Annotated in this window: 15 protein-coding genes; 10 read left to right on the top strand and 5 right to left on the bottom strand. The window is 71.9% G+C overall.

Features of this window, described 5'->3' with window-relative positions; genetic code table 11:
* Window positions 1–67 precede the first annotated feature (67 nt).
* Both WME98_RS44540 and WME98_RS44535 read left to right on the top strand, forming a co-directional pair.
* A complete protein-coding gene (locus WME98_RS44540; protein ID WP_437947689.1) occupies window positions 68–466 on the top strand; it encodes a nuclear transport factor 2 family protein in 399 nt (132 codons plus the stop codon).
* A gap of 137 nt (window positions 467–603) precedes the next feature.
* Complete coding sequence (locus WME98_RS44535; RefSeq protein ID WP_437947688.1) at window positions 604–4,794, top strand: ATP-binding protein; 4,191 nt, start codon at window positions 604–606, stop codon at window positions 4,792–4,794.
* A 56-nt stretch (window positions 4,795–4,850) separates the two neighbouring features.
* On the opposite strand, the gene WME98_RS44530 is transcribed toward WME98_RS44535, so the two are convergent.
* The 4 genes from WME98_RS44530 to WME98_RS44515 are packed head-to-tail and all read right to left on the bottom strand — an operon-like array spanning window position 4,851 to window position 9,903.
* Window positions 4,851–5,267, bottom strand: coding sequence for a nuclear transport factor 2 family protein (locus tag WME98_RS44530; protein ID WP_061614382.1), 417 nt, complete (start codon window positions 5,265–5,267; stop codon window positions 4,851–4,853).
* A complete protein-coding gene (locus WME98_RS44525; protein WP_437947687.1) occupies window positions 5,186–5,899 on the bottom strand; it encodes a hypothetical protein in 714 nt (237 codons plus the stop codon). Before WME98_RS44525 ends, WME98_RS44530 begins: the two co-directional genes overlap by 82 nt.
* A 39-nt stretch (window positions 5,900–5,938) precedes the next feature.
* On the bottom strand, window positions 5,939–7,663 hold the full coding sequence (locus tag WME98_RS44520; protein ID WP_437947686.1) for a DUF389 domain-containing protein: 1,725 nt from the start codon (window positions 7,661–7,663) through the stop codon (window positions 5,939–5,941).
* Window positions 7,660–9,903, bottom strand: coding sequence for a bifunctional alpha,alpha-trehalose-phosphate synthase (UDP-forming)/trehalose-phosphatase (locus WME98_RS44515; protein ID WP_437947685.1), 2,244 nt, complete (start codon window positions 9,901–9,903; stop codon window positions 7,660–7,662). Before WME98_RS44515 ends, WME98_RS44520 begins: the two co-directional genes overlap by 4 nt.
* A 532-nt stretch (window positions 9,904–10,435) precedes the next feature.
* Here WME98_RS44515 and WME98_RS44510 point away from each other — a divergent pair.
* The 8 genes from WME98_RS44510 (at window position 10,436) to mnhG (ending at window position 19,407) form a co-directional block, all read left to right on the top strand.
* Window positions 10,436–13,366 carry a molybdopterin oxidoreductase family protein gene (locus WME98_RS44510; RefSeq protein ID WP_437947684.1) on the top strand — a complete coding sequence of 977 codons (2,931 nt, stop codon included), beginning with the start codon at window positions 10,436–10,438 and terminating at the stop codon, window positions 13,364–13,366.
* A gap of 335 nt (window positions 13,367–13,701) precedes the next feature.
* Window positions 13,702–16,020, top strand: coding sequence for a hydrogen gas-evolving membrane-bound hydrogenase subunit E (gene mbhE / locus WME98_RS44505; protein WP_437947683.1), 2,319 nt, complete (start codon window positions 13,702–13,704; stop codon window positions 16,018–16,020).
* Window positions 16,002–16,424, top strand: a complete 423-nt coding sequence (locus tag WME98_RS44500) for an MnhB domain-containing protein (protein ID WP_437947682.1) — start codon at window positions 16,002–16,004, stop codon at window positions 16,422–16,424. The genes mbhE and WME98_RS44500 overlap by 19 nt, the downstream gene beginning before the upstream one ends.
* Window positions 16,425–16,477: 53 nt before the next feature.
* Complete coding sequence (locus tag WME98_RS44495) at window positions 16,478–16,771, top strand: sodium:proton antiporter (protein ID WP_437954095.1); 294 nt, start codon at window positions 16,478–16,480, stop codon at window positions 16,769–16,771.
* Window positions 16,768–18,258: a proton-conducting transporter transmembrane domain-containing protein gene (locus WME98_RS44490; protein ID WP_437947681.1), complete on the top strand. Its 1,491-nt coding sequence runs from the start codon at window positions 16,768–16,770 to the stop codon at window positions 18,256–18,258. Before WME98_RS44495 ends, WME98_RS44490 begins: the two co-directional genes overlap by 4 nt.
* Window positions 18,259–18,262: 4 nt before the next feature.
* On the top strand, window positions 18,263–18,760 hold the full coding sequence (locus WME98_RS44485; RefSeq protein WP_437947680.1) for a Na+/H+ antiporter subunit E: 498 nt from the start codon (window positions 18,263–18,265) through the stop codon (window positions 18,758–18,760).
* A 1-nt stretch (window position 18,761) separates the two neighbouring features.
* Entirely contained in the window at window positions 18,762–19,043 is a 282-nt protein-coding gene (locus WME98_RS44480) for a monovalent cation/H+ antiporter complex subunit F (protein ID WP_437947679.1), read from the top strand.
* Window positions 19,033–19,407 (top strand): monovalent cation/H(+) antiporter subunit G, encoded by a 375-nt coding sequence (gene mnhG, locus WME98_RS44475; RefSeq protein WP_437947678.1) that lies wholly within the window; start codon window positions 19,033–19,035, stop codon window positions 19,405–19,407. The genes WME98_RS44480 and mnhG overlap by 11 nt, the downstream gene beginning before the upstream one ends.
* Before the next feature lie 114 nt (window positions 19,408–19,521).
* On the opposite strand, the gene WME98_RS44470 is transcribed toward mnhG, so the two are convergent.
* Window positions 19,522–19,950, bottom strand: coding sequence for a CBS domain-containing protein (locus tag WME98_RS44470; RefSeq protein WP_437338588.1), 429 nt, complete (start codon window positions 19,948–19,950; stop codon window positions 19,522–19,524).
* Window positions 19,951–19,960 lie beyond the last annotated feature (10 nt).

Raw genomic sequence — 19,960 nt, 5'->3', positions numbered from 1 at the left:
CGACGGCGACACGCCCGCGCGGTCGCGCGGGATCGAGTGCGGCCAGGGCGCGCGGCGGAGGTGGAGAATGTCGAAGATCACCGCGGAGCAGGCGAGAGAGGAGCACGTCGCGCTCCTCAAGGCGTGGACGAAGGCGGTGGGGGCCGTCAAGGACTACGGCTTCCTCGATCGCCACCTGGCCGAAGGCTGGCGGTACGTCGATTACAACGGAGTGCAGCGCGGCAAGGACGAGTACCTGAAGCTCGTCGACAGCATGTTGACGTACACGCAGGAGCTCCGGCAGTGCGACGTGCGTATCGTCGGCGGGGACGTCGCTATCGTGAGCGGCGTCTACCGCTCGCGCGCCGAGCTCAAGGGCGGTGTCAAGCTCGATAACACCATCGCCTTCACCGCGGTCTGGGAGCTCCAGGGCGGTGAATGGAAAGCCCTCGTGCACCACACGACGAGGATCCATGACGCGTCGTGATCGACGTCCGCGCCGAGCGGGTCGAAGCGCTCCGGCGGCCGGCGCCTCGCCGGCGAGGCCGGAGAAAACGTTGACAGGGATCCTGCTTCGAGTACCGTCCACTCAGGATCGTCCTATCGACGATCACCAGGGCTCTCATGGATCTTCGCCGGTTCCTCACGCACGCGGTGCAGATCGCATCTGCGCTGTCGAAACTTCATAAGTCAGGCACCCTTCACCTGGACATCCGCCCCGCGAACCTCTCCGTGCACCCGGAGAGCGGGGAGGTGTCGCTCGACGGTGGGCTGGCCGTGGTGCGCGGCGATCTCGGCCTGTCCGACGAGACGAAGATCAACCCGGAGTCGCTGCCCTACATCGCGCCGGAGCGGACGGGCCGCGTCGACTGGCCGATCGACGAGCGCGCCGATCTCTACTCGCTCGGCGTCACGCTGTACGAGCTGCTCTCCGGCAAGCTGCCGCTCGACGCCGAGGACGCGCCCGCGTGGGCGCACGCCCACATCGCGAGGGCCCCTGTGCCGCTCGCGGAGCTGGTGCATGACGTGCCCCGGATCGTCTCCGAGATCGTGATGAAGCTCCTCGCGAAGTCTCCGGAGGAGCGTTATCAGACCGCCCGCGGGCTCTGGTCGGATCTCCTCATGTGCCAGACCGAGCTGGAGGAGCTCGGGATGATCGACTCGTTCCCGCTCGGGACGGCCGACATCCCGGACCGGCTGCAGCTCCCGACGAAGATCTACGGCAGGAGGCGCGAGCGCGCGATCCTGCTCAAGGCGTTCGAGCGTGTGGTCGCCACGGGCACGGCCGAGCTCGTGCTCGTCGCCGGGTACTCGGGCGTCGGGAAGACCTCGCTCGTGAAGGAGGTGCAGGCGCCCATCGTCCGCGAGCGCGGGGCGTTCATCTCCGGGAAGTTCGATCAGCTCCAGCGCGACATCCCCTACCGCACGATCGCCCAGGCGTTCGGGGAGCTCGTCCGGCAGATCCTGACGGAGAGCCCGCAGTCGCTCGCGGGGTGGAAGCACCGGTTGAGCGACGCGCTCGGCGAGGAGGGGCGGGTCATCATCGACATCATCCCGCAGCTCTCGCTGATCCTCGGCGAGCAGCCGCCGGTGCCGCCGCTCGCGCCGAACGAGGCGCGCAGCCGCTTCGTCCGCGTGTTCCATGCGTTCCTCGGCGTGGTCGCGCGCAAGCGGCACCCGCTCGTGCTGTTCGTGGACGACCTGCAGTGGGCAGATCCCGCCAGCCTGAGGCTCATCCGCGACGTCATCGCGGCGCCCGAGAAGCGGCACCTGCTCGTGATCGGGGCGTACCGCGACAACGAGGTGACCCCGTCGCACCCGCTCATGGAGGTGCTCCGGCAGATCCACGCCACGGGCGCGCGCGTCTCGACGCTCAGCCTCGACCCGCTCCCGCACGAGAACGTCCTCGAGCTCGTCATGGACACCTTCCGCTGCGAGGACGAGCCGGGGGCTCAGCTCACCAGGCTCCTCGTCCAGAGGACGGGCGGCAACCCGTTCTTCGTGGGCCAGTTCCTGACGGAGCTCTATCGCCAGAAGCTGGTCTGGGTCGATCCCGTGAGCGCCGTCTGGTGCTGGAACATCGAGGCCATCGCCGCGCAGAACCTGACCGACAACGTCGTCGACCTGGTGCTGGGCCGCCTCAGGCGGCTGGACGGCGAGACGCAGCGGGTCCTCTCCCTCGCCGCGTGCCTCGGCGCCCGCTTCGACGCCGAGGTCCTCTCGGCCATGTACGGCGAGTCGACCGAGACGACGCACGCCGCCATCTCCCCGGCCATCCGCGAGGGGCTCGTGGCGCGCCGAGGCAGCACGTACAAGTTCCTCCACGACCGCGTGCAGCAGGCCGCGTACCTGCTCATCCGCGAGGGCAACCACGCCTCGACGCACCTGCGCATCGGGCGCCTGCTGCTCGTCCAGACGCCGGAGGAGGCGCTGGAGGACCGGCTGTTCGAGATCACGAACCAGCTGAACATCGGCGCCTCCTTCATCACCGATCCGGGCGAGCGGCGCAGGACGGCCGAGCTGAACCTCCGCGCCGGCAGGAAGGCGAGGGCCTCCGGGGCCTACGGCTCCGCGGTGGCCTACTTCGCCGCGGGCTGCGCGCTGATCGGGGAGGACGACTGGGCGGGAGCCGACGATCTGCTCGCCTTCGCGCTGCACCTCGATCTCGCCGAGAGCGCGTGCGTGAACGGGGAGTTCGATCGGTCCATCGACCTCTGCTCGATGCTCCTCGAGCGCGCGCGCACGCAGCTCGACAAGGCGGCGGCCTACCGCGTCCTGATGCAGAACCACATGGCCCGGTCCGAGCACGACGCGTGCATCGGCGTCGGGCTGGAGTGCCTCGCGCTGCTCGGCATCAAGCTCGGGAGGCAGCCGGCCGACGAGGAGGTTGTCGCGGAGATCACGGCGCTGCGCGACGCGCTCCGCGATCGCACGGCCGACGAGATCCTCGGCCAGCCGAGGATGACGGCGCCGCCGATGCTCGCGGCGATGGGCGTGATGGCCGTGATGTACGCCTCGACCTTCTACACCGATCCGAACCTCAACGACCTCCTGGTCTGCCAGATGGTCCGGCTCAGCCTGCTCCACGGCAACGCGGAGCCGACCGGCATCGGGTACACGTGCCTCGGCAAGGCGCTCTGCCAGAAGCTCGGCGCGTACCAGGACGGCGACCGGATCGGCAGGGTGGGCTACGAGCTGACCGAGAAGATGAACGCGCTCGTCTACAAGCCCGAGGTGGCCAACCTCTATGGCTGTCTGATCTCGGTCTGGACGCGCCACATCGACACCGGGATCGCCTGCCAGCGCGTGAGCATCCAGGCCGCGAACGAGGTCGGGAACCTGACGTGGGGGAGCTTCAGCCACATCCAGCTCACCCTGAACGTGATCGTGCGGGGCGACCCGCTCGAGGAGGCGTACAAGGGCGCGGTGAGCGCGCTCGACTACGCGACGAAGGCGAAGATCACGTTCGCCGCGGACGCCGTGACGAGCATGCTGCGCCTGGTCCAGGCGATGAGGGGCGCCACGCGCCACCTCGGCACGATGAGCGCGGACGACTTCGACGAGCAGGCGTTCGAGGACCGCCTCGAGAAGGAGAGCTTCCCGAGCGTGCGGCTCGTCCATTACGTGATGAAGACCGCGCAGCACCTCCTGGCCTCCAACCCCGACGAGGCGGCCCTGGCCGCGGAGAAGGCGGAGCGCAACATCTCGGGGGGCAACGGGATGTTGTTCTCGGCCGAGTACCACTACTTCGGCGCCCTCGCCCGGGCGGCCCGCTTCTCCGGGGCCCCGGCCGAGGAGCAGGCCGGGCTCCGGCGGTCGCTCGCCTGCCACGAGGAGCAGCTGCGCGTCTGGGCCGAGAGTTGCCCCGACAACTTCGCCGGCAAACACGCGCTCGTAGCGGCGGAGCGCGCGCGCGTCGACGGCAGGCACGACGAGGCCGCGGCGCTCTACGATAAGGCGATCGTGGCCTTCCGCGAGTCCCGGTTCATCCACCAGGAGGCGCTCGCGAGCGAGCTCGCCGCCCGGTTCTACCTGGATCGCGGCTACAGCGGCCTGCCGGGGCTCTACCTGCGGGAGGCGGTGGCGTCGTACTCGCGCTGGGGCGCGAGCGAGAAGGTGAGGCAGATCGAGCAGCGGCATGCGCTCGTCCTGAACCAGGAGCAGCGCCGCGCGACGAGCAGCGGCGTCATGACGATGGCGGCGGAGGCCATCGACGCGCAGACCGCGGTGAAGGTCTCGCGGTCGCTCTCGAGCGACATGACGCCGAAGGAGATGATGGAGTCGCTCATGCGGCTCGTCGTCGAGCACGAGGGGGCGGAGCGGTGCTGTCTCCTGCTCATCGGGGACGGCCTGCGGCTCGCCGCCGAGGCCGTGGTGGACCGCGACGGCATCAGCATCCGCGTGTACGAGCGGAGCACGGCGCCGCTCGCGACCCGCGTCCCGGCGTCGATCGTCAACTATGTCGAGCGGACGCGGGAGCGGGTGGTGCTCAGCGACGTCGGGGCGAGCGGCGCCTTCGCCGGGGACGAGTACCTCGTGCGCGAGCGGCCGAAGTCGGTGCTGTGCATGCCGCTCATGAAGAACCCCGGCGAGGTGGGCGGCCTCCTCTACCTGGAGAACCGGCTGGTCCACGGCGCGTTCATCCTGCGCCGGCTGCCGCTCCTCGAGTTCCTGGCCGCGCTGTCGCTGCAGAACACCGTGCTCCGCGGCGAGCTGGAGCAGGAGGCGCTGAAGGTCCAGCGGACCGAGGAGGCGCTGCGCCGGAGCGAGAGGGCGCTCCGGGATCTGGCGGAGTCGAGCGACGTCCCCACGTGAGGCGCGGGCCGCGCCGCCGCACCGGCGTGGTGTGGCGGCGCGGCGTTCAGGCGCTCTCAGGCGCTCTCGAGCACGTGGCCCACGCTGTCGAGGAACGGCCTGTCCGACACGGAGAGGTGGAGCTGCACGAACCGCCAGTGATCCCCGTGGCGCTCCACCGTGCAGGTCAGTCGGAGCGCGGGCAGGTCGAAGCGCACGCCGCCCATGGTGGCGTGGATACCGAAGCCGGCCGTCCCGGCGCAGGCGGCCGCTCCCCCGGCCAGCAGACGCACCTGGACATCGCCGGTGATCCTGCACACGAGGTCCTTCAGGATCTCGCTCTGCCGCCGGAACGAGGCCTCGATCTCGGCCCAGCGCGTGAAGTGCAGCTTGTCGTGTGTGCCGTAGAAGATCAGGGCATCGTCACGTACGAACATGTCGCATAACGCGTCCACGTCGCCTCGCTCGAAGGCGCGCGCGAACTCGACGAGCATCTGGCGAACCGAATCTTCTGGACTTGCCGGCTTTCTCTCCGAGGACTCCATGCGCTCCGCTGCTCCCGTACCGATCCGAGCCTGATCTCGGCCGAGCATACAGCACCCCGGAGGCGACGCGCGACGCCCTGCGCGCGAAAGCGCTCGGAGCCCGGGCGGCTGCGCGCGACAAGGGTCGTCGCGGTCACGAACACGTAACACCACACGACCCCGACCAGCGCCAGCCGACCAGGTGCCCCCTCGAACCCCGGAACCCAGCTGACCAGAAACCCAACGAGCAGGAACAGCAGCCCCACGCCCTGCAGCTGCGCGATCGACATCCGCTTCAGGAGGGCGCCGACCGAGAGCGAGGGCAGGTACATGCTCAGGAGGTGCACCTGGATCACCCAGCTCGCCTGCTGGACCGAGCGCTGCTCGACGCCGCACATCTGGAGCGGCGTCGGCACCATGAGGAGGCTCATCACCAGGAAGGCGCCCGCGCCCATGGCCACCATGGGCCAGTACAGCGCGCGGGCGCGCGCGTCCGGCGCGGCGGAGGCCTCGGCGGCGCGCGCCTCCTGCGGCCCGTACGCCGCGAACGAGAGCGCCGCCATGAGCTGGAGCGCCGCGAGCATCAGCAGGGCAGCGGGCATGTACCTGGACGTCCGCCCCTCCAGCAGGCCGAAGAGCGTTCAGCGCGCGCCGGCGTCCGCCGCGGCGTCGGCCCCCGCCGCGGCGTCGGCCCCCGCCGCGGCGTCGGCCGGCGCGGGCTCCGGCGGCGCGCACGGCACGGTCGAGACGACCGCCCGCCACCGCGCCCCTTCGCGGACGTGCACCCGATCCGAGCGGAGGGCCGGCAGCGACCGCAGCGCCGCGAGGACCGCCTCGACTTCCCCGCTCGCCTTCTCCCCGGGGCTCGCCTCCCCGGGGCTCGGCGGCACCTCGACGCACCCGTGCAGCGCCTCCACGTCGTCCAGCCAGGCGAGCGCGGGCCGGGCTTCCTGGAGCCAGGGCCACCCGCCCTCCGGCTCGGCGACGATCGGCTCGGGCGCGATGGCGCGGTCCTGCACCGCCACCTCCGCGCCGAGCTCCCGCGACAGAGCGCGCCCGAGCAGGTCGGCCGCCGGGGCGCCGAGCGCCGGGCCGACGTGCACGACCTCCACGACGGCCGGCTCGTTGTCCGGGAACCGGAGCCGCCACGCGACGAGCGGCCCCGCCGCGTGCGGCCACGCGCCCCCGAGCGACGCGGCGAGCTCCCGCTGGACGAGCGCGAGCTCCGCCTCCTTGGGCGCCACGTCGATGGGCGCCGAGCTCGCCCGGACCGACGCCGCCACCTCCTCCAGCGCGCTCGCGTCGAGCACCGCGATCACGTCGACCTTCGGGGTGACGCCCGCGACGACGGCGATCCGATCGCGCAGATCGCGCTCGAGCCGCTCCGCCTCGTCGGCCCGGCCGAGCAGCACGAGGCGCACGGCGACGCTGCCGTGGTCGACGGTGACGCTCGACCGCACCGTGCTCTGCGGCAGCGCGTCCAGCATGCGCACGATCGCCGTGCGGACGCGCACCTGCCACGACACCCGCGCGAGCGCCTCCCGGAGCGGGAGGTACACGGCCCCGAGGAGCGCGAGCGGCATCATCACGCGGAAGATCCACCCGTGACGCAGCTCGAAGAAGACCTGCAGCGCGCGCGCCACCCGGCGGATCGCCCCCGGCTTCTGCTTCGCGAGCTCCGCGTGCTCGAGCTCCGCGGTGCTGACGGCGCTGTAGCCGAGGAGCAAAAAGCAGAGGATGGCGAACAGGAGGATCGCGCAGAGGTTCGCCGTGAAGAGCAGCGCGGCGCCGCTGGCGATGCTCTTCACCCGCGTGCCGATCCCGTAGCCGACGACGCAGAGCGGGGGCACGAGGGCGATGCCGATGGCCGTGCCCGCGGCGGTCGAGGTCGTGTCCGAGCCGGGCCGCACGGTGGTGTAGGCGGCCGCGATCGCGCAGAAGATCGCGATGAGCAGATCGAGCGCGGTCGGCGAGGTGCGCGCGGCGATCTCCGACGTCACCTCGTAGAACGGCAGCGTCAGGGTGAGCGCCGCGGCGCTCGTCACGACCATGACGACGCTGAAGGCGACGCGGGTGAAAGAGCGCAGCGCCAGGAACGGCGAGCCGATGGCGAGGCCCATCCCGAGCTCGACGATGGGCCCCATGAGCGGCGAGATCAGCATCGCGCCGATGACGACCGCGCCGCTGCCGAGGACGAGCCCGAGCGAGGCGATGCCCATGGCGAGGAAGAGCTGGAGCCAGTAGCCCGCCGCCCCCTTGGCGCTCCGCTCCAGCATGCTCCGGACGATGGCCTCGCGCGCCTCGGGCTCGATCCCGAACGCGGCCGCGATGCGGTCCTGGAGCGCCCCCCACGCGGCGTGCGTCAAGCCACGACCCCGGCGCCCTGCCCCGCGCGGCCCGCGTCCAGCCCCGCGCGGCCCGCGTCCAGCCCCGCGTGGACCACGCGCAGGAGGCGCCGCACCGCGCCGGCGTCGGGCAGCCGGTAGGCGGCGCGGCTGCTCGCGTTGCCGACGTGGATGGTGCACGCGGACGGCGGCAGCGCCGCGAAGATGTCCTCGTCCGTGCGGTCGTCGCCGATCGCGATCACCGCCGCCCTCGCCGGCACGTCGTCCAGGATGAGCGGCACCACCCTGCCCTTGTGCACGCCGCGCGGCCGGACCTCGATCACCTTCGCGCCGGCGAGCAGCTCCAGCGCATCCATGGGGAGGCGCGCCTCGAGGCGCGCGCAGAGCTCGCGCACGTGCTGGCTCGCCAGCTCGGGCTCGGCCGTGCGGTAGTGCCAGGCCAGGGTCACCGTCTTCTCCTCGATGAAGGTGCCCGGGGTGCGCCGGGTGACGTCCTCGAGGATCTTCCGCACCTCGCCCTTCCAGGCGGCGGCGTCCGGCTCGAGCGCGACCCAGTCGTCGCTCGCCTTGGGCCGCGACCAGAAGCCGTGCTCGGCGTGGAGGTGGAGCGGCAGCGCGCCGAGCCAGCGCTCGATGTCGGCGCGCGGGCGGCCGCTCACGACGTGCACGCGGTCGCGCTCGGACAGCGCCCGGAGCAGCGCGAGCAGCTCCTCGTCCGGCGCGGCGAGATCGGGGACCGGCGCGAACGGGACCAGCGTGCCGTCGTAGTCGAGGATCCACACGCGCTGCGGCGCCCGGCGGACGCCCTCGACGACGCTCTCGGGCATCCCCCGGCGCGACGGGGGGGCCGCCGCGGGCGCCGTCGGCGCGGCGCGGTCGAGATCGTCGAGGAACGACTGCGCCCAGGTGTGCACGTCGTGCGTGGCCACGCGGCGGCGCAGCGCCGCCATCCGGAGCCGCTGCTCGGCGGGCGGCATGGCGATCGCCTGCTTCACGGCGGCGGCGACCGAGCCGATGTCGTACGGGTTGACGGAGATCGCCTCCGCGAGCTCGGAGGACGCGCCCGCGAACTCGCTCAGGATCAGGGCGCCGTCGTCGTCGATCCGCGCGGCGGCGTACTCCTTCGCGACGAGGTTCATGCCGTCGCGCAGCGGGGTCACCAGCATCACGTCGGCGGCGAGGTAGAGGGCGACCACCTGCTCGAACGGCAGCGAGCGGTGCATGTAGTGGATCGGCGTCGCGTACGTCGTCCCGTACTTCCCGTTGATGCGGCCGACCATCTCGTGGACGAGCCGCCGGAAATCGGCGTACGCGCCGGCCGACTCGCGCGTGGGCACGGCGAGCTGGAGGAAGCGGACGTGATCGCGCAGCTCCGGCTCGCGCTCGAGGAACCGCTCGATCGCGAGCAGGCGGCGCGGGATCCCCTTCGTGTAGTCGAGCCGGTCGATCCCGAGCACGATCTTGCGGCCGCGCGCCTCGGCGCGGATGCGCGCCGCCTCCTCCCGGACGCCGGGGTGGCCCGCGAGCCGCTCGATCTCCGCGGCGTCGATGCTGATGGGGTGGACCCCCAGGGCGACCGCGCGCCCGTCGTGCTCGATCGCCGCCTCGCCCGGCTCGACGCCGAGCACGTGCGCCGCCGACGCCGCGAAATTCCTGCGGAAGCCGGCCGTGTGGAAGCCGATCAGGTCGGCGCCGAGCAGGCCCCGCACGATCTGCTCGCGCCACGGGAGGATGCGGAAGACCTCGGCGGACGGGAACGGGACGTGGAGGAAGAAGCCGATCCGCGCCCCGGGGAGGCGCCGCCGGAGGAGCGCCGGGAGGAGCAGGAGCTGGTAGTCGTGCACCCAGATCGCGTCGCCCGGCGTGTACTGCGCGGCGACGACGTCGGCGAAGTGCTCGTTGACGCGCTGGTAGGCCTCCCAGTCGAGCTCGGCGTCGAGGTTCACCTTGTCGAGCAGGTAGTGGAACAGGGGCCAGAGGACGCCGTTCGAGAAGCCGTCGTAGAAGCGGTGCTGCTCCGCGGCGCCGAGGTGCACGGGCACGGCGCGCATCCCGGCGAGCGCCGCGTCGGCGTCCTGCCGCTGCTCGGGGGAGAGGCTCGCGACGCTGCCGGGCCACCCGATCCAGACGGCGCAGTGGCGCTCGTGCGGACCGCGCATCGCGGCGGCGAGGCCGCCCGAGGAGCGCGTGAGGGAGAGCGCCCCGCGATCGACGCGCACGCTGATCGGGAGACGGTTCGAGACGATGAGCAGTCGGGCCATGGAATTCCCCTCCTCTGCGGTGACGAGGCCGCTCGCCGGGCGCGAGGCGCGGCGCCGCCCTCGTCGGCCGGGCGCTAGGCGCGCCGGCGCCGGGACGAGCCGCGCGCCTCGCGCGAGGCCGCGTACCGCCGAAAACGAACAGGGCGCGACGCCCACCGCGGGGTCCGCCGCGGGCGCGCGTGGCTGAGCGAATACTTTGAACTCAAAACATATCGCGCGGCGTCGCGCAAGCTGATCCGGCGCGCCGGACGGCCGCGCGCGCCGATCGGTCGTCCACCTCGCACCTCGCCGCGCAGGCGTGTCGCGGCGCGTCGGGCGCCGATGGAGGTCAGGCGCATCCTGTCAGGCGCGACTCGCTCGAGGATGTCTGTTCGATCGCGCGGTATCGAGGCGGTGCATCGAAGCTGGCACCCCACCGCGCCCCTGCTACGCCACCCGCCACGGATACCCACGCTGGCGACATGGCCCACGCTGGCCGCATGGCCCACGCTGGCGACATGGCCCACGCTGGCGACATGGAAGGAGTCCAAGCATGGCCCAGACACGGAACAGCGTGACGAGCCCGTGGGGCGAGCGGACGCCGTACTTCGGCGAGCATCAGTGGCCGGCACGGGTCGACGAGCAGACCCAGGAGGAGCCGGAGCGATGGGTCCAGTCCTGCTGCGTGCTGTGCACGAACGGGTGCGGGCTCGATATCGGCGTCAAGGGGAACAGGATCGTCGGCGTCCGCGGCCGGGCCCAGGACGTCGTGAACCACGGCCGGCTGGGCCCGAAGGGGCTCCACGGCTGGGTCGCGAACAACAGCCCCGACCGGCTGACCCGGCCGCTGATCCGCACCGGCAAGAAGCCCGGCGACGCGTTCCGCGAGGCCACGTGGGACGAGGCGATGGATCTCATGACCCGCCGGTGCAGGGACGTGGTCGCGCGGTACACGCCCGGCGCGGTCGCCATCTACAACAGCGGGCAGCTCTTCATCGAGGACTACTACACGCTCAGCGTCATCGCCCACGCCGGGCTCCGCACGAACCATATCGACGGGAACACGCGGCTGTGCACCGCCACCGCCGGCAGCTCGCTCCGCGAGACGTTCGGCCGCGACGGGCAGCCGTCCAGCTACCGGGACTTCGACGTCGCCGACTGCATCCTGCACGTCGGCCACAACATCGCCGCGACGCAGACCGTGTCGTGGATGCGCATCCTCGATCGCCGCCGGGGCCCGAACCCGCCCAGGCTCGTCGTGATCGACCCGCGGACCACCGACACCGCCCGGGAGGCCGACGTCCACCTGACCCCGCGCCTCGGCACGAACGTGGCGCTGCTCAACGGGCTCATGCACCTGCTGATCCAGAACGGGCATGTGGATCAGCCGTTCATCGATGCGCACACGGTCGGGTTCGAGGTGCTCCGGGAGAAGGTCGCGGCGTATCCGCCCCGGCGCGTCACCGAGATCACCGGCGTCCCCGTGGACCAGCTGAACGCCGCGGCCCGCCTGCTCGGGACGAGCGAGCGGCTCCTGGCCACCGTGCTCCAGGGCGTCTATCAGGCGCACGAGGCCACGGCCGCGGCGTGCCAGGTCAACAACCTCGTCCTGATCCGCGGCATGATCGGCAAACCCGGCTGCGGCGTGATCCAGTCGAACGGCCAGCCGACGGCCCAGAACACCCGCGAGACCGGCGCGGACGGCGAGTTCCCGGGGTTCCGCAACATGAACAACCCGGCGCACGTGGCCGACCTCGCGCGCGTGTGGAACGTCGAGCCGGACGTGATCCCCACGTTCGCGCCCCACACCCACTGCACGCAGCTGTTCCGCCTGGCCGAGCAGGGGTCGATCCGGATGCTCTGGATCATCGGCACGAACCCGGCCGTCTCGGTGCCCAACCTGCCCCGCATCCGCAAGACGCTGGCGAAGGAGGATCTCTTCGTCGTCGTCCAGGACGCCTTCCCGACCGAGACGACGCGGTTCGCGGACCTGGTGCTGCCGAGCGCGATCTGGGGGGAGAAGACCGGCACGTTCACGAACGCCGATCGGACGGTGCACATCTCGTACAAGGCCGTCGACCCGCCCGGCGAGGCGCGGCCGGACATGGATGTCTTCGTGGATTTCGCGCGCCGCATGGGGTTCACCGACAAGGACGGTCGGCCGCTGATCCCGTGGGACACGCCAGAGGGCGCGTTCGACGCGTGGCGCGCGTGTACCAAGGGCCAGAACTGCGATTACAGCGGCCTGACCTATGCAAGGCTCACCGGCGGCTCAGGCATCCAGTGGCCGGTGAACGACGCGCACCCCGACGGGACCGAGCGGCTGTATGCGGATCTGCGCTTCCCGACCGGCGCCGACGCGTGCGGGAGCTACGGGCACGACATCGAGACCGGCGCGGCGGTCTCGCGCGAGGAATACTCGGCCAACGACCCGGCGGGCCGCGCGATCCTCAAGGCCGCCGACTGGTTCGCTCCACCGGAGTCGCCCGACGACGAGTACCCGTTGTGGGTGACGACCGGGCGGCTCGTTTACCATTTTCACACGCGAACGAAGACGGGCCGGTCGCCGGCGCTGCAGGCGGCGGCCCCGGACGTGTTCGTTCAGATGAGCGCCGATGACGCCGCGCGCATGGACGTGAGCGAGGGAGAGATGGTCGACGTCGTGACCCGCCGCGGCCGGGTGCGCGGGGCGGCGAGGATCGGGGATATCCTCCCAGGGCACCTGTTCATCCCGTTCCATTACGGATACTGGGACGAGGAGGGGACGGACGGGGCCGAGCCGGACGGGCGCCCTCGGGCCGCGAACGAGCTGACGATGACGACGTGGGATCCGGTGAGCAAGCAGCCGGCGGTGAAGTTCGCGGCGGCCAGGGTGCAGAAGGTGAGCGCCGCGCGCAGCGCCGCCGCGAAGATCGCCGGCGCGGCGGAGCGGGCGGTCGCGCGCGCCGGCGCCGCGGCCTCGGCGGTCGCGTCGGCGATCGCGCGCCCTTCCGGCGACACCGCGGAGCGGCAGCGCCTGGGCGACTACCTCGGCCTGCTCCGGCTGGCCCACGAGCGGTTCATCGCGGCGTGCGACGCCGCCTCCGAGCACGAGCTCAACGAGGGCGAGCTGTCGATGGGGCTCTCGCGCTTGCAGGAGCTCTCGCGGCGGTCGCTCTCGTGGCTGGAGCCGGCGGCGCGCCCGTACAACCCCGCCCCGCCGGCCGGCGACGCGAACGAGCTGGGCTCGCTGCCGGAGAAGATCCGCCTGAACCGGGCCAGAGAGGGCAAGCTCGGGCAGCTCCGCGGGCTGCACGAGCTCTACGTGCTCGCGGCCGACCTGCACATCACGCTCGTCGCCGTGAAGAAGACGGCCATGATGCTGCTCGACCGCCCGCTCATGGCGAGCTGCGACCGCATCGAGGAGAACACGCACCGCCAGCAGGCGTGGCTCCTCACCCAGGTCGGCGCGAACGCGCCGCAGGTCCTGGGCGTCCCCTTCTGACGAGGGCGCGACCAGGCGGCCGGCGGCATGGCCGCTCGGTCGCTTCGCCAGCAACCGAGCGCGCAATCGTCGCACGCCGCACAGGCAGGCACACCTTTCGCTGTCTCACGGCAACCCATGCCGATCGCCTGCGACACCGGCGTTTCTCCAGCGGCACGGCGAGCCGGGCGAGCCGCTGCGCCCCTCGCCCAGCGGCTCGGCGAGGACGCGCGCGGCGCCGACGTCCACGGGCGCGATGGTTCGCACGGAGAACGGAGAGTCCATGGCCGCGCGCGCGGCGGAGCGTAGCCACATGCCAAGGGGGACATGCACCGTCCGGCAACAAGGTACCTCGCATGCTACCGACCCTCGCATGGACCATCGCTGTTCCCTTCCTGGGCGCAGCGCTCGTGCTGTTTCTCCCCCCGCGGTGGGCCGGACGCGTCGCGCTCGTCCCCCCCGTGCTCCTGCTCTTCATCATGCTTCCGCGCTGGCCGGAGGTGTCCGCGGGCGGATCCACGACGGTCCCGATCGCGTGGCTCCCCTCCGTCGGGATAGCGGCGAATCTGCGCCTGGACCGGCTCGGCGCCTTCTTCGTGCTGCTCGTCGCCGGCGTGGGCCTCGGCGTCGTCCAGTACAGCCGCGCGTACCTGGGCTCGAAGGGCAAACCCGCTTACTGGGCGGCGCTCCTCGCGTTCATGGGGGCCATGGTCGGGATCGTCCTCTCGGACTCGCTCGTGCTCCTCTACGTCTTCTGGGAGCTGACCACCATCGCGTCCGCTCTCCTCATCGGGATGGACTTCACCGATCCGGCGGCGCGGAGCGGCGCGATCCGCGCCTTCCTGGTCACGGGCGCAGGGGGCCTCGCGATGCTCGCCGGCGTGGCGCTGCTCGGGCAGCTGGCCGGCACCTACAACCTGTCCGAGCTCGCCCCGCGCGCGGGCGAGATCGTGGCGAACCCTGCCCATGTCGCCGCGCTCCTCCTCCTGCTCGCCGGGGCGTTCGCCAAATCGGCGCAGTTCCCGTTCCACTTCTGGCTCCCGGGCGCCATGGCCGCGCCCGCGCCCGTCAGCGCCTATCTCCACTCCGCCACGATGGTGAAGGGCGGTATCTTCTTGATGGGCCGACTGCTCCCGATATTTCATGCGTCCCCCGCCTGGCGACCCGTCCTCGTCACGGTGGGGCTCACCACCTTCGTCGTGGCCGGATGGGACGCCGTCCGGGCCTGGGACCTGAAGAAGCTCCTCGCTTACAGCACGGTGGCATACCTCGGCGTGCTGACCGCGCTGTACGGCCTGTACGCGACGGCGGGGACGCGTGGTGAGCTGCTCAATATCGCGAACCACGCGCTGTACAAGTCCTCTCTGTTCTTGCTCGTCGGCTGGATGGAGAAGGTGACGGGGACACGCGATCTGTCGATCCTGAAGGAGGAGCACTGGTTCCGGCGCGAGCCGGTCGCCGGGGTCTTGATCGGGATCGGCGCCGCCGCCATGGCGGGCTTTCCCTTCGTGCTCGGCTTCATCAGCAAGGAGATCCTCTACGAGGCGTTGCTCGCCGAACGCTCCCCGGCCGGCGTGATCGCGCTCGCGGCGGCCGTCGTGGGCGGGGCCTTCGCCGTCGCCTATGCCCTCAAGCTCTTCGTCAGCTCGTTCTGGGGTCCCGAGATCCCGCCCGCAGATCGCGGCCATCCGAGGCGCCAGCTCTCGCCATGGCTGCTGGTCGTGCCCCTCCTCTTGCTCGCTCCGCAGGTGATCGGCGGCGTGGCGCCCGGGCGGCTGGGCTCCCTCCTCGAGCCCGGATCCGAGCGGCTGGGGTGGCTGGCCGTGTGGCACCACGTGGACGCCCTCTTCGCCCTCAGCCTGCTCACCATCGCGCTGGGGGTCGTCGGCTATCTCCTCTGGAGGCGGATCGCGGAGCCGCCCCGCGAGCCGGAGACGCAGGTCCTCTCCGACCGCATCTCCGGGGCCGTCCTCCGACTCTCGGGCTGGGCCGGTCGAGCCGCACAGGCAGGGGGGCTGCCGCGTTATCTGGCGGTGATGCTCCTGTTCGCCGCCGCCGCGTCGTGCGCCGCCATCGCCCTGGAAAATGGGCCTCTCGGGACGAGGACGTGGGGCCCCGATCTCGGGATCGCCTGCGTTCCGGCGCTCATGATCGTCGCCGGCGCCGCGCTGACGCCGTTCGGGCGCAGCCGCATCGCCAGAGTCGTGACCTTGGCGGTGGCGGGGTACGGCGTCGCCGTCTTCTACATCCTCTTTCGCGCGCCCGACCTCGTGCTCACGCAGATCCTGGTCGAGACGGTCTCTCTCATCCTGCTCCTGCTCGTCTTTCGCAGGCTCCCCAGGCCAGGCGCCGACGTGCGGCCTCGCAGGGCGCGCGTCGCTCACGCCGCGGTGGCCGGCGCCGTCGCGGCCCTCGCGGCGGCCCTCGCCTGGAGCACCGGCGTGAATCCTCCGAGAGCCCCTGCCGGAGCGGAGCAGCTCGCGCTGTCGCTCCCCGAGGCCCACGGAAGAAACGCCGTCAACGTCATCCTCGTGGATTTCAGGGGCGCCGATACGCTCGGCGAGATCACCGTGCTCGCCGTCGCCGCGCTGGGCGTGGCGGCGCTGCGCCCGCGGCGCGAGCCGGCGCCGACGTCCGGGCACGGGGGGGCCGGGTCATGCGATCGCCCTTCCTGAGCGCCGCCGCCACAGGGATGCTCCCGCTGATCGCCGTCTTCGCGCTCTTCCTGCTGCTCCGCGGGCACGACGCGCCGGGCGGCGGCTTCATCGCCGGGCTCGTCACGACCATCGCGTTCGTCCTGGCGGCCCTCGCCTTCGGCGCGGGCACCGTGCGGGCCGCGCTCGCGCCGCTCGCTTGCCGGCTCCCCTGGATCGGCCTGCTCGTCGCCGCGGCGTCGGGGGTGCCGGCGGCCGCGCGCGGCCAGGGGTTCTTGACCCATCACCACGTACAACTCGACCTCCCCGACGCTCCCGCGCTCCGCCTCTCGACGACGCTGCTCTTCGACGTCGGGGTCTATCTCACGGTGGTAGGCGCTGCCATCAAGGTGCTAGACGCCTTCGCCGCGGAGGCGCCGCCGTGATCGGAGCCGCCGCCATCGCCGCCGGGGTGCTCCTCGCCGCGGGCCTGTACCTGATGCTGTCCCGCGACGTGCAGCTCGTGGCGATCGGCTTCTTCCTGCTGTCCAACGGCGTGAACCTCTTCGTGCTGACGTCCGCGGGAATGCCCGCGGGCGCCGCGCCGCCGCTGATCCCGGCTGACGATCCGGCCGCCACCCTCGCCCGCACCACGGCCGATCCGCTCGCGCAAGCGTTCATCCTCACGGCGATCGTGATCGGCTTCGGGATGGCCGCGTTCCTGCTCGCGATGGCCGTCGACATCCACCGGAGCCAAGCGAACCACGAGCCCTCCGGGAGGGACGACGCATGAGCGCCGCGCTCGTGGCGCTCCCGGTGCTGCTGCCCCTGCTCACCGCGGCGCTCCTGGCGCAGCTCTCCGGGAGGCCGCGGCTGGAGCGATGGCTGTCGCTCGGGAGCGGCGCCCTCCTCGTCGCTACCACCCTCTCGATCGCCGCCCGGACCGCCCATGGCGAGATCCTCGTGCTCGCGATCGGAGGCTGGAGCCCGCGCGTCGGCGTCGTGTGGGTGACGGACCCGCTCGCCGCGCTGATGCTGCTGTTCGCGTCGATCGTCGCCATGGCCGCGCTCGCCTACGCACCCGGCTCGCTGCGCGGCGCGCGCGAGCGGCGGTGTTTCTACCCGCTCCATCAGCTCATGATGGCAGGGGTCAACGGCTCCCTCGTCACCGGCGATCTCTTCAACCTGTTCGTGTTTTTCGAGCTCATGCTCCTCTCGTCCTTCGCGCTGCTCGCGCTCGGCGCCCGGGCCGGGGGGCTCCAACCTACGCTCACGTACGTGGTGATGAACCTCGTCGCCAGCGCGCTGCTCCTCGGCGGCGTGGGCGCGGTCTACGGCACGGCCGGCACCGTGAACATGGCCGAGCTCGCGGTGCGCGTCCGCGAGGGGGGCCTGCCTCCCGCCTTCTGGGGCGCGGGGGCCCTGGTGATCGTGGTGTTCATGGTCAAGGCGGCATTGGCGCCGGTGTTCTTCTGGTTGCCCGACGCGTACCCGGAGGCGTCAGCCGTGGTCAACGGCCTCTTCGCCGGGCTCCTCACCAAGGTGGGTGTCTACACGCTGTTTCGCGCCGTCGCGCTCCTGGGCGCCGCCGCGCCCAGCGGGCTCCGCCCGGCGCTCCTGGCGCTCGGCGCGGCCACGATGGTCATCGGGGTCGTGGGCGCGCTCGGGCGGAGCACGATGCGCGGCATCCTGTCGTTCCATATCGTGAGCCAGGTCGGATACATGATCTTCGGCCTCGCGCTGTTCACCCCGCTCGCTTTGGCGGCGGGCCTCTTCCACACGATCCACAACATGGTCGCGAAGACCGCGCTCGTCTTCGCCGGGGGAATCGCGGAGGGCATCGGCGGGTCCGGGGCGCTCTCCCACGCCCGCGGGCTCGCGCGCACGCACCCGTGGGTGGCCGCGGGCTTCTTCGTCCCGGCCATGTCGCTGGCCGGGCTGCCCCCGCTCAGCGGGTTCTGGGGAAAGCTGCTCCTCGTCGTCGCCGGCTTCCGGGCCGGAGCCTTCGCCGTCACCGCGGTCTCGCTCGTCGTCGGCCTCCTCACGCTCGCGTCGATGCTCAAGATATGGACCGCTGTTTTCTGGGGAGAGCCCACCGGACAGCGGTTCCCTCGGCGCGGCGGCGACCTGGGCATGCTGGGCGCGACGCTCGGCCTCGGCGCGCTCACCGTGATCCTGGGCCTCGCGGCGGCGCCGCTCTTCGCGCACCTCGAGCGGACGGCGGCGGCGCTCCTGGAGGTGACGCCCTACCTCGACGCGGTCCTCGTGCAGCGGCGATGAGCCCATGAACCGCCTCGCGTCGAACCTGCTCCTCGCGATCGTCTGGGTCCTGCTCCAGGCGGAGCTCTCCCTGGGGGGGCTGGTCCTGGGCTTCTTCGTGGGCTTCGGCGCGATCGCGCTCACCGAGCGCGCGCTCGGCCGGAGCGGCTACTCCCGCGCCGCGGCCGGCGTGCTCGCCCTCGCCTGGAGCTTCGTCCGGGAGCTCGTCCTCTCGAGCCTCACGCTCGCGCGCGACATCCTCCGCCCGCGCCCGGCGTTCCAGCCGGCGTTCGTCCGCCTCGACGTGCGCGACCTGAGCCCCGTCGAGACGATCCTCCTCGCCTGCCTCGTCTCCCTGACGCCGGGCACGCTCACGGTCGACGTGGGCTCGGAGGAGCGGGCGCTCTACATCCACTCGCTCTACGCGAATGATCCGGCGGAGCTGCGCGGCCGGCTGCGCCGCTTCGTCGATCTGATCCAGCGCGCCGCAGGCCGCGGGCCGCCGCCGTCGCCGGGGGAATGACATGGAGAGCGTCGACCCGCGGTCCGCCGTCCTATTCGCCTCGCTCCTCGTGCTCGGCGCCGGCATCGGGCTCTGCACGATCCGCATCGCGCGCGGGCCAACGCACTTCGATCGGTTGCTCGCGTTCGATTGCCTGCTGATGAACGTCGTCGGCGTGGCGCTCGTGGCATCGATGCTGCTCGCCACGGACGCGTTCATCGACATGGTGCTGGTGACCGCGCTGTTCGGGTTCATCGGCACCATCTCGCTGGCCGCCTACCTGGAGGGCTCCCTTGTTCGCTAGCGGGCTCGAGATCGCCGCCGCCGTGGCGGGGACGTTCTTCATGTTCATGGCGTCGCTCGGCGTCCTGCGCCTCCCGGATTTCTATGCGCGCATCCACGCGCCGACGAAGGCCGCGACGCTGGGGCTCGCGTGCCTGCTGGCCGCGCTCGCGCTGCACTTCGGGGAGCTGGCGAGCGTGACCAAGGCGGCGCTGGCGCTGTTCTTCGTGGGCGTGACCGCGCCCGTGGGCGCGCACATCCTGGCGCGGGCGGCGTACCGCAGCGGCATGCGGGCGCCCGGCGCGCGGGTCGACGAGTACGGGCCTTCCGTGCAGCGCCAGCGCGACAACCCCGAGTGTGCGGAGGACGTGAAGGAGGACGGGTGAGCCGAGGCCGGCGGAGCACGCCGCCGCGCCCGCAGGGCCGCGCGCGGGGCGGGCCCGCCGGCGCGCGGCGGGCCGCCCTGGCGCACGAGCGGCACGAGCGCGGCGCGGCGGGCGCTACGCGCGGGCCTCTCGCTGAGAGATCGAGCTCAAGAGCGCTGACGACCTCGCCCCGCCGTCCTTGTCGGCGATGTCCGACAGGCTGATGACGCCGACAGGATGCTTCTGGTCGTCGACGCAGACGATCCTCGACTTCTTGTGGTTGCTCATGAGGCTCGCCGCCACGTTCACGTCCTCGTCCGGACGGCAGCAGACGACCTCTCGGGTCATGACGTCTTCCGCCCGTGTCGACGCGGCCTGGCGGTGCTCCGCGAGCACCCGGATCGTGAGATCGCGATCGGTGAGGGTCCCGATGACGGAGCCGTCATCGCCGCAGATCGGAACGAAGCCGATGTTCCGCGACTGCATCAGCTCGGCGACGCGCTCGACGGGCTCGCCCGCCTTGCAGCACGCCACGTCGGTCTTCATGAGCTCGGAGCAGTTCATTGTCTCTCCT

This window comes from Sorangium sp. So ce296, assembly GCF_051529605.1.
GTDB classification, from domain to species: Bacteria; Myxococcota_A; Polyangia; order Polyangiales; family Polyangiaceae; genus Sorangium; species Sorangium cellulosum_D.
The sequence above is the reverse complement of the archived record's forward strand: the minus strand, read 5'-3'. Positions and strand labels throughout refer to the sequence as shown.

Excerpts from the sequence above, each read along its gene's own strand:
- WME98_RS44535 (WP_437947688.1), top strand. The coding sequence starts at position 604 with ATGGATCTTCGCCGGTTCCTCACGCACGCGGTGCAGATCGCATCTGCG.
- WME98_RS44470 (WP_437338588.1), bottom strand. The coding sequence starts at position 19,950 with ATGAACTGCTCCGAGCTCATGAAGACCGACGTGGCGTGCTGCAAGGCG.
- WME98_RS44485 (WP_437947680.1), top strand. The coding sequence starts at position 18,263 with ATGAACCGCCTCGCGTCGAACCTGCTCCTCGCGATCGTCTGGGTCCTG.
- WME98_RS44495 (WP_437954095.1), top strand. The coding sequence starts at position 16,478 with ATGCTGTCCCGCGACGTGCAGCTCGTGGCGATCGGCTTCTTCCTGCTG.
- WME98_RS44510 (WP_437947684.1), top strand. The coding sequence starts at position 10,436 with ATGGCCCAGACACGGAACAGCGTGACGAGCCCGTGGGGCGAGCGGACG.
- WME98_RS44500 (WP_437947682.1), top strand. The coding sequence starts at position 16,002 with ATGCGATCGCCCTTCCTGAGCGCCGCCGCCACAGGGATGCTCCCGCTG.
- mbhE (WP_437947683.1), top strand. The coding sequence starts at position 13,702 with ATGCTACCGACCCTCGCATGGACCATCGCTGTTCCCTTCCTGGGCGCA.
- WME98_RS44530 (WP_061614382.1), bottom strand. The coding sequence starts at position 5,267 with ATGCTCGTCGAGTTCGCGCGCGCCTTCGAGCGAGGCGACGTGGACGCG.
- WME98_RS44490 (WP_437947681.1), top strand. The coding sequence starts at position 16,768 with ATGAGCGCCGCGCTCGTGGCGCTCCCGGTGCTGCTGCCCCTGCTCACC.
- WME98_RS44525 (WP_437947687.1), bottom strand. The coding sequence starts at position 5,899 with ATGCCCGCTGCCCTGCTGATGCTCGCGGCGCTCCAGCTCATGGCGGCG.
- WME98_RS44515 (WP_437947685.1), bottom strand. The coding sequence starts at position 9,903 with ATGGCCCGACTGCTCATCGTCTCGAACCGTCTCCCGATCAGCGTGCGC.
- WME98_RS44480 (WP_437947679.1), top strand. The coding sequence starts at position 18,762 with ATGGAGAGCGTCGACCCGCGGTCCGCCGTCCTATTCGCCTCGCTCCTC.
- WME98_RS44540 (WP_437947689.1), top strand. The coding sequence starts at position 68 with ATGTCGAAGATCACCGCGGAGCAGGCGAGAGAGGAGCACGTCGCGCTC.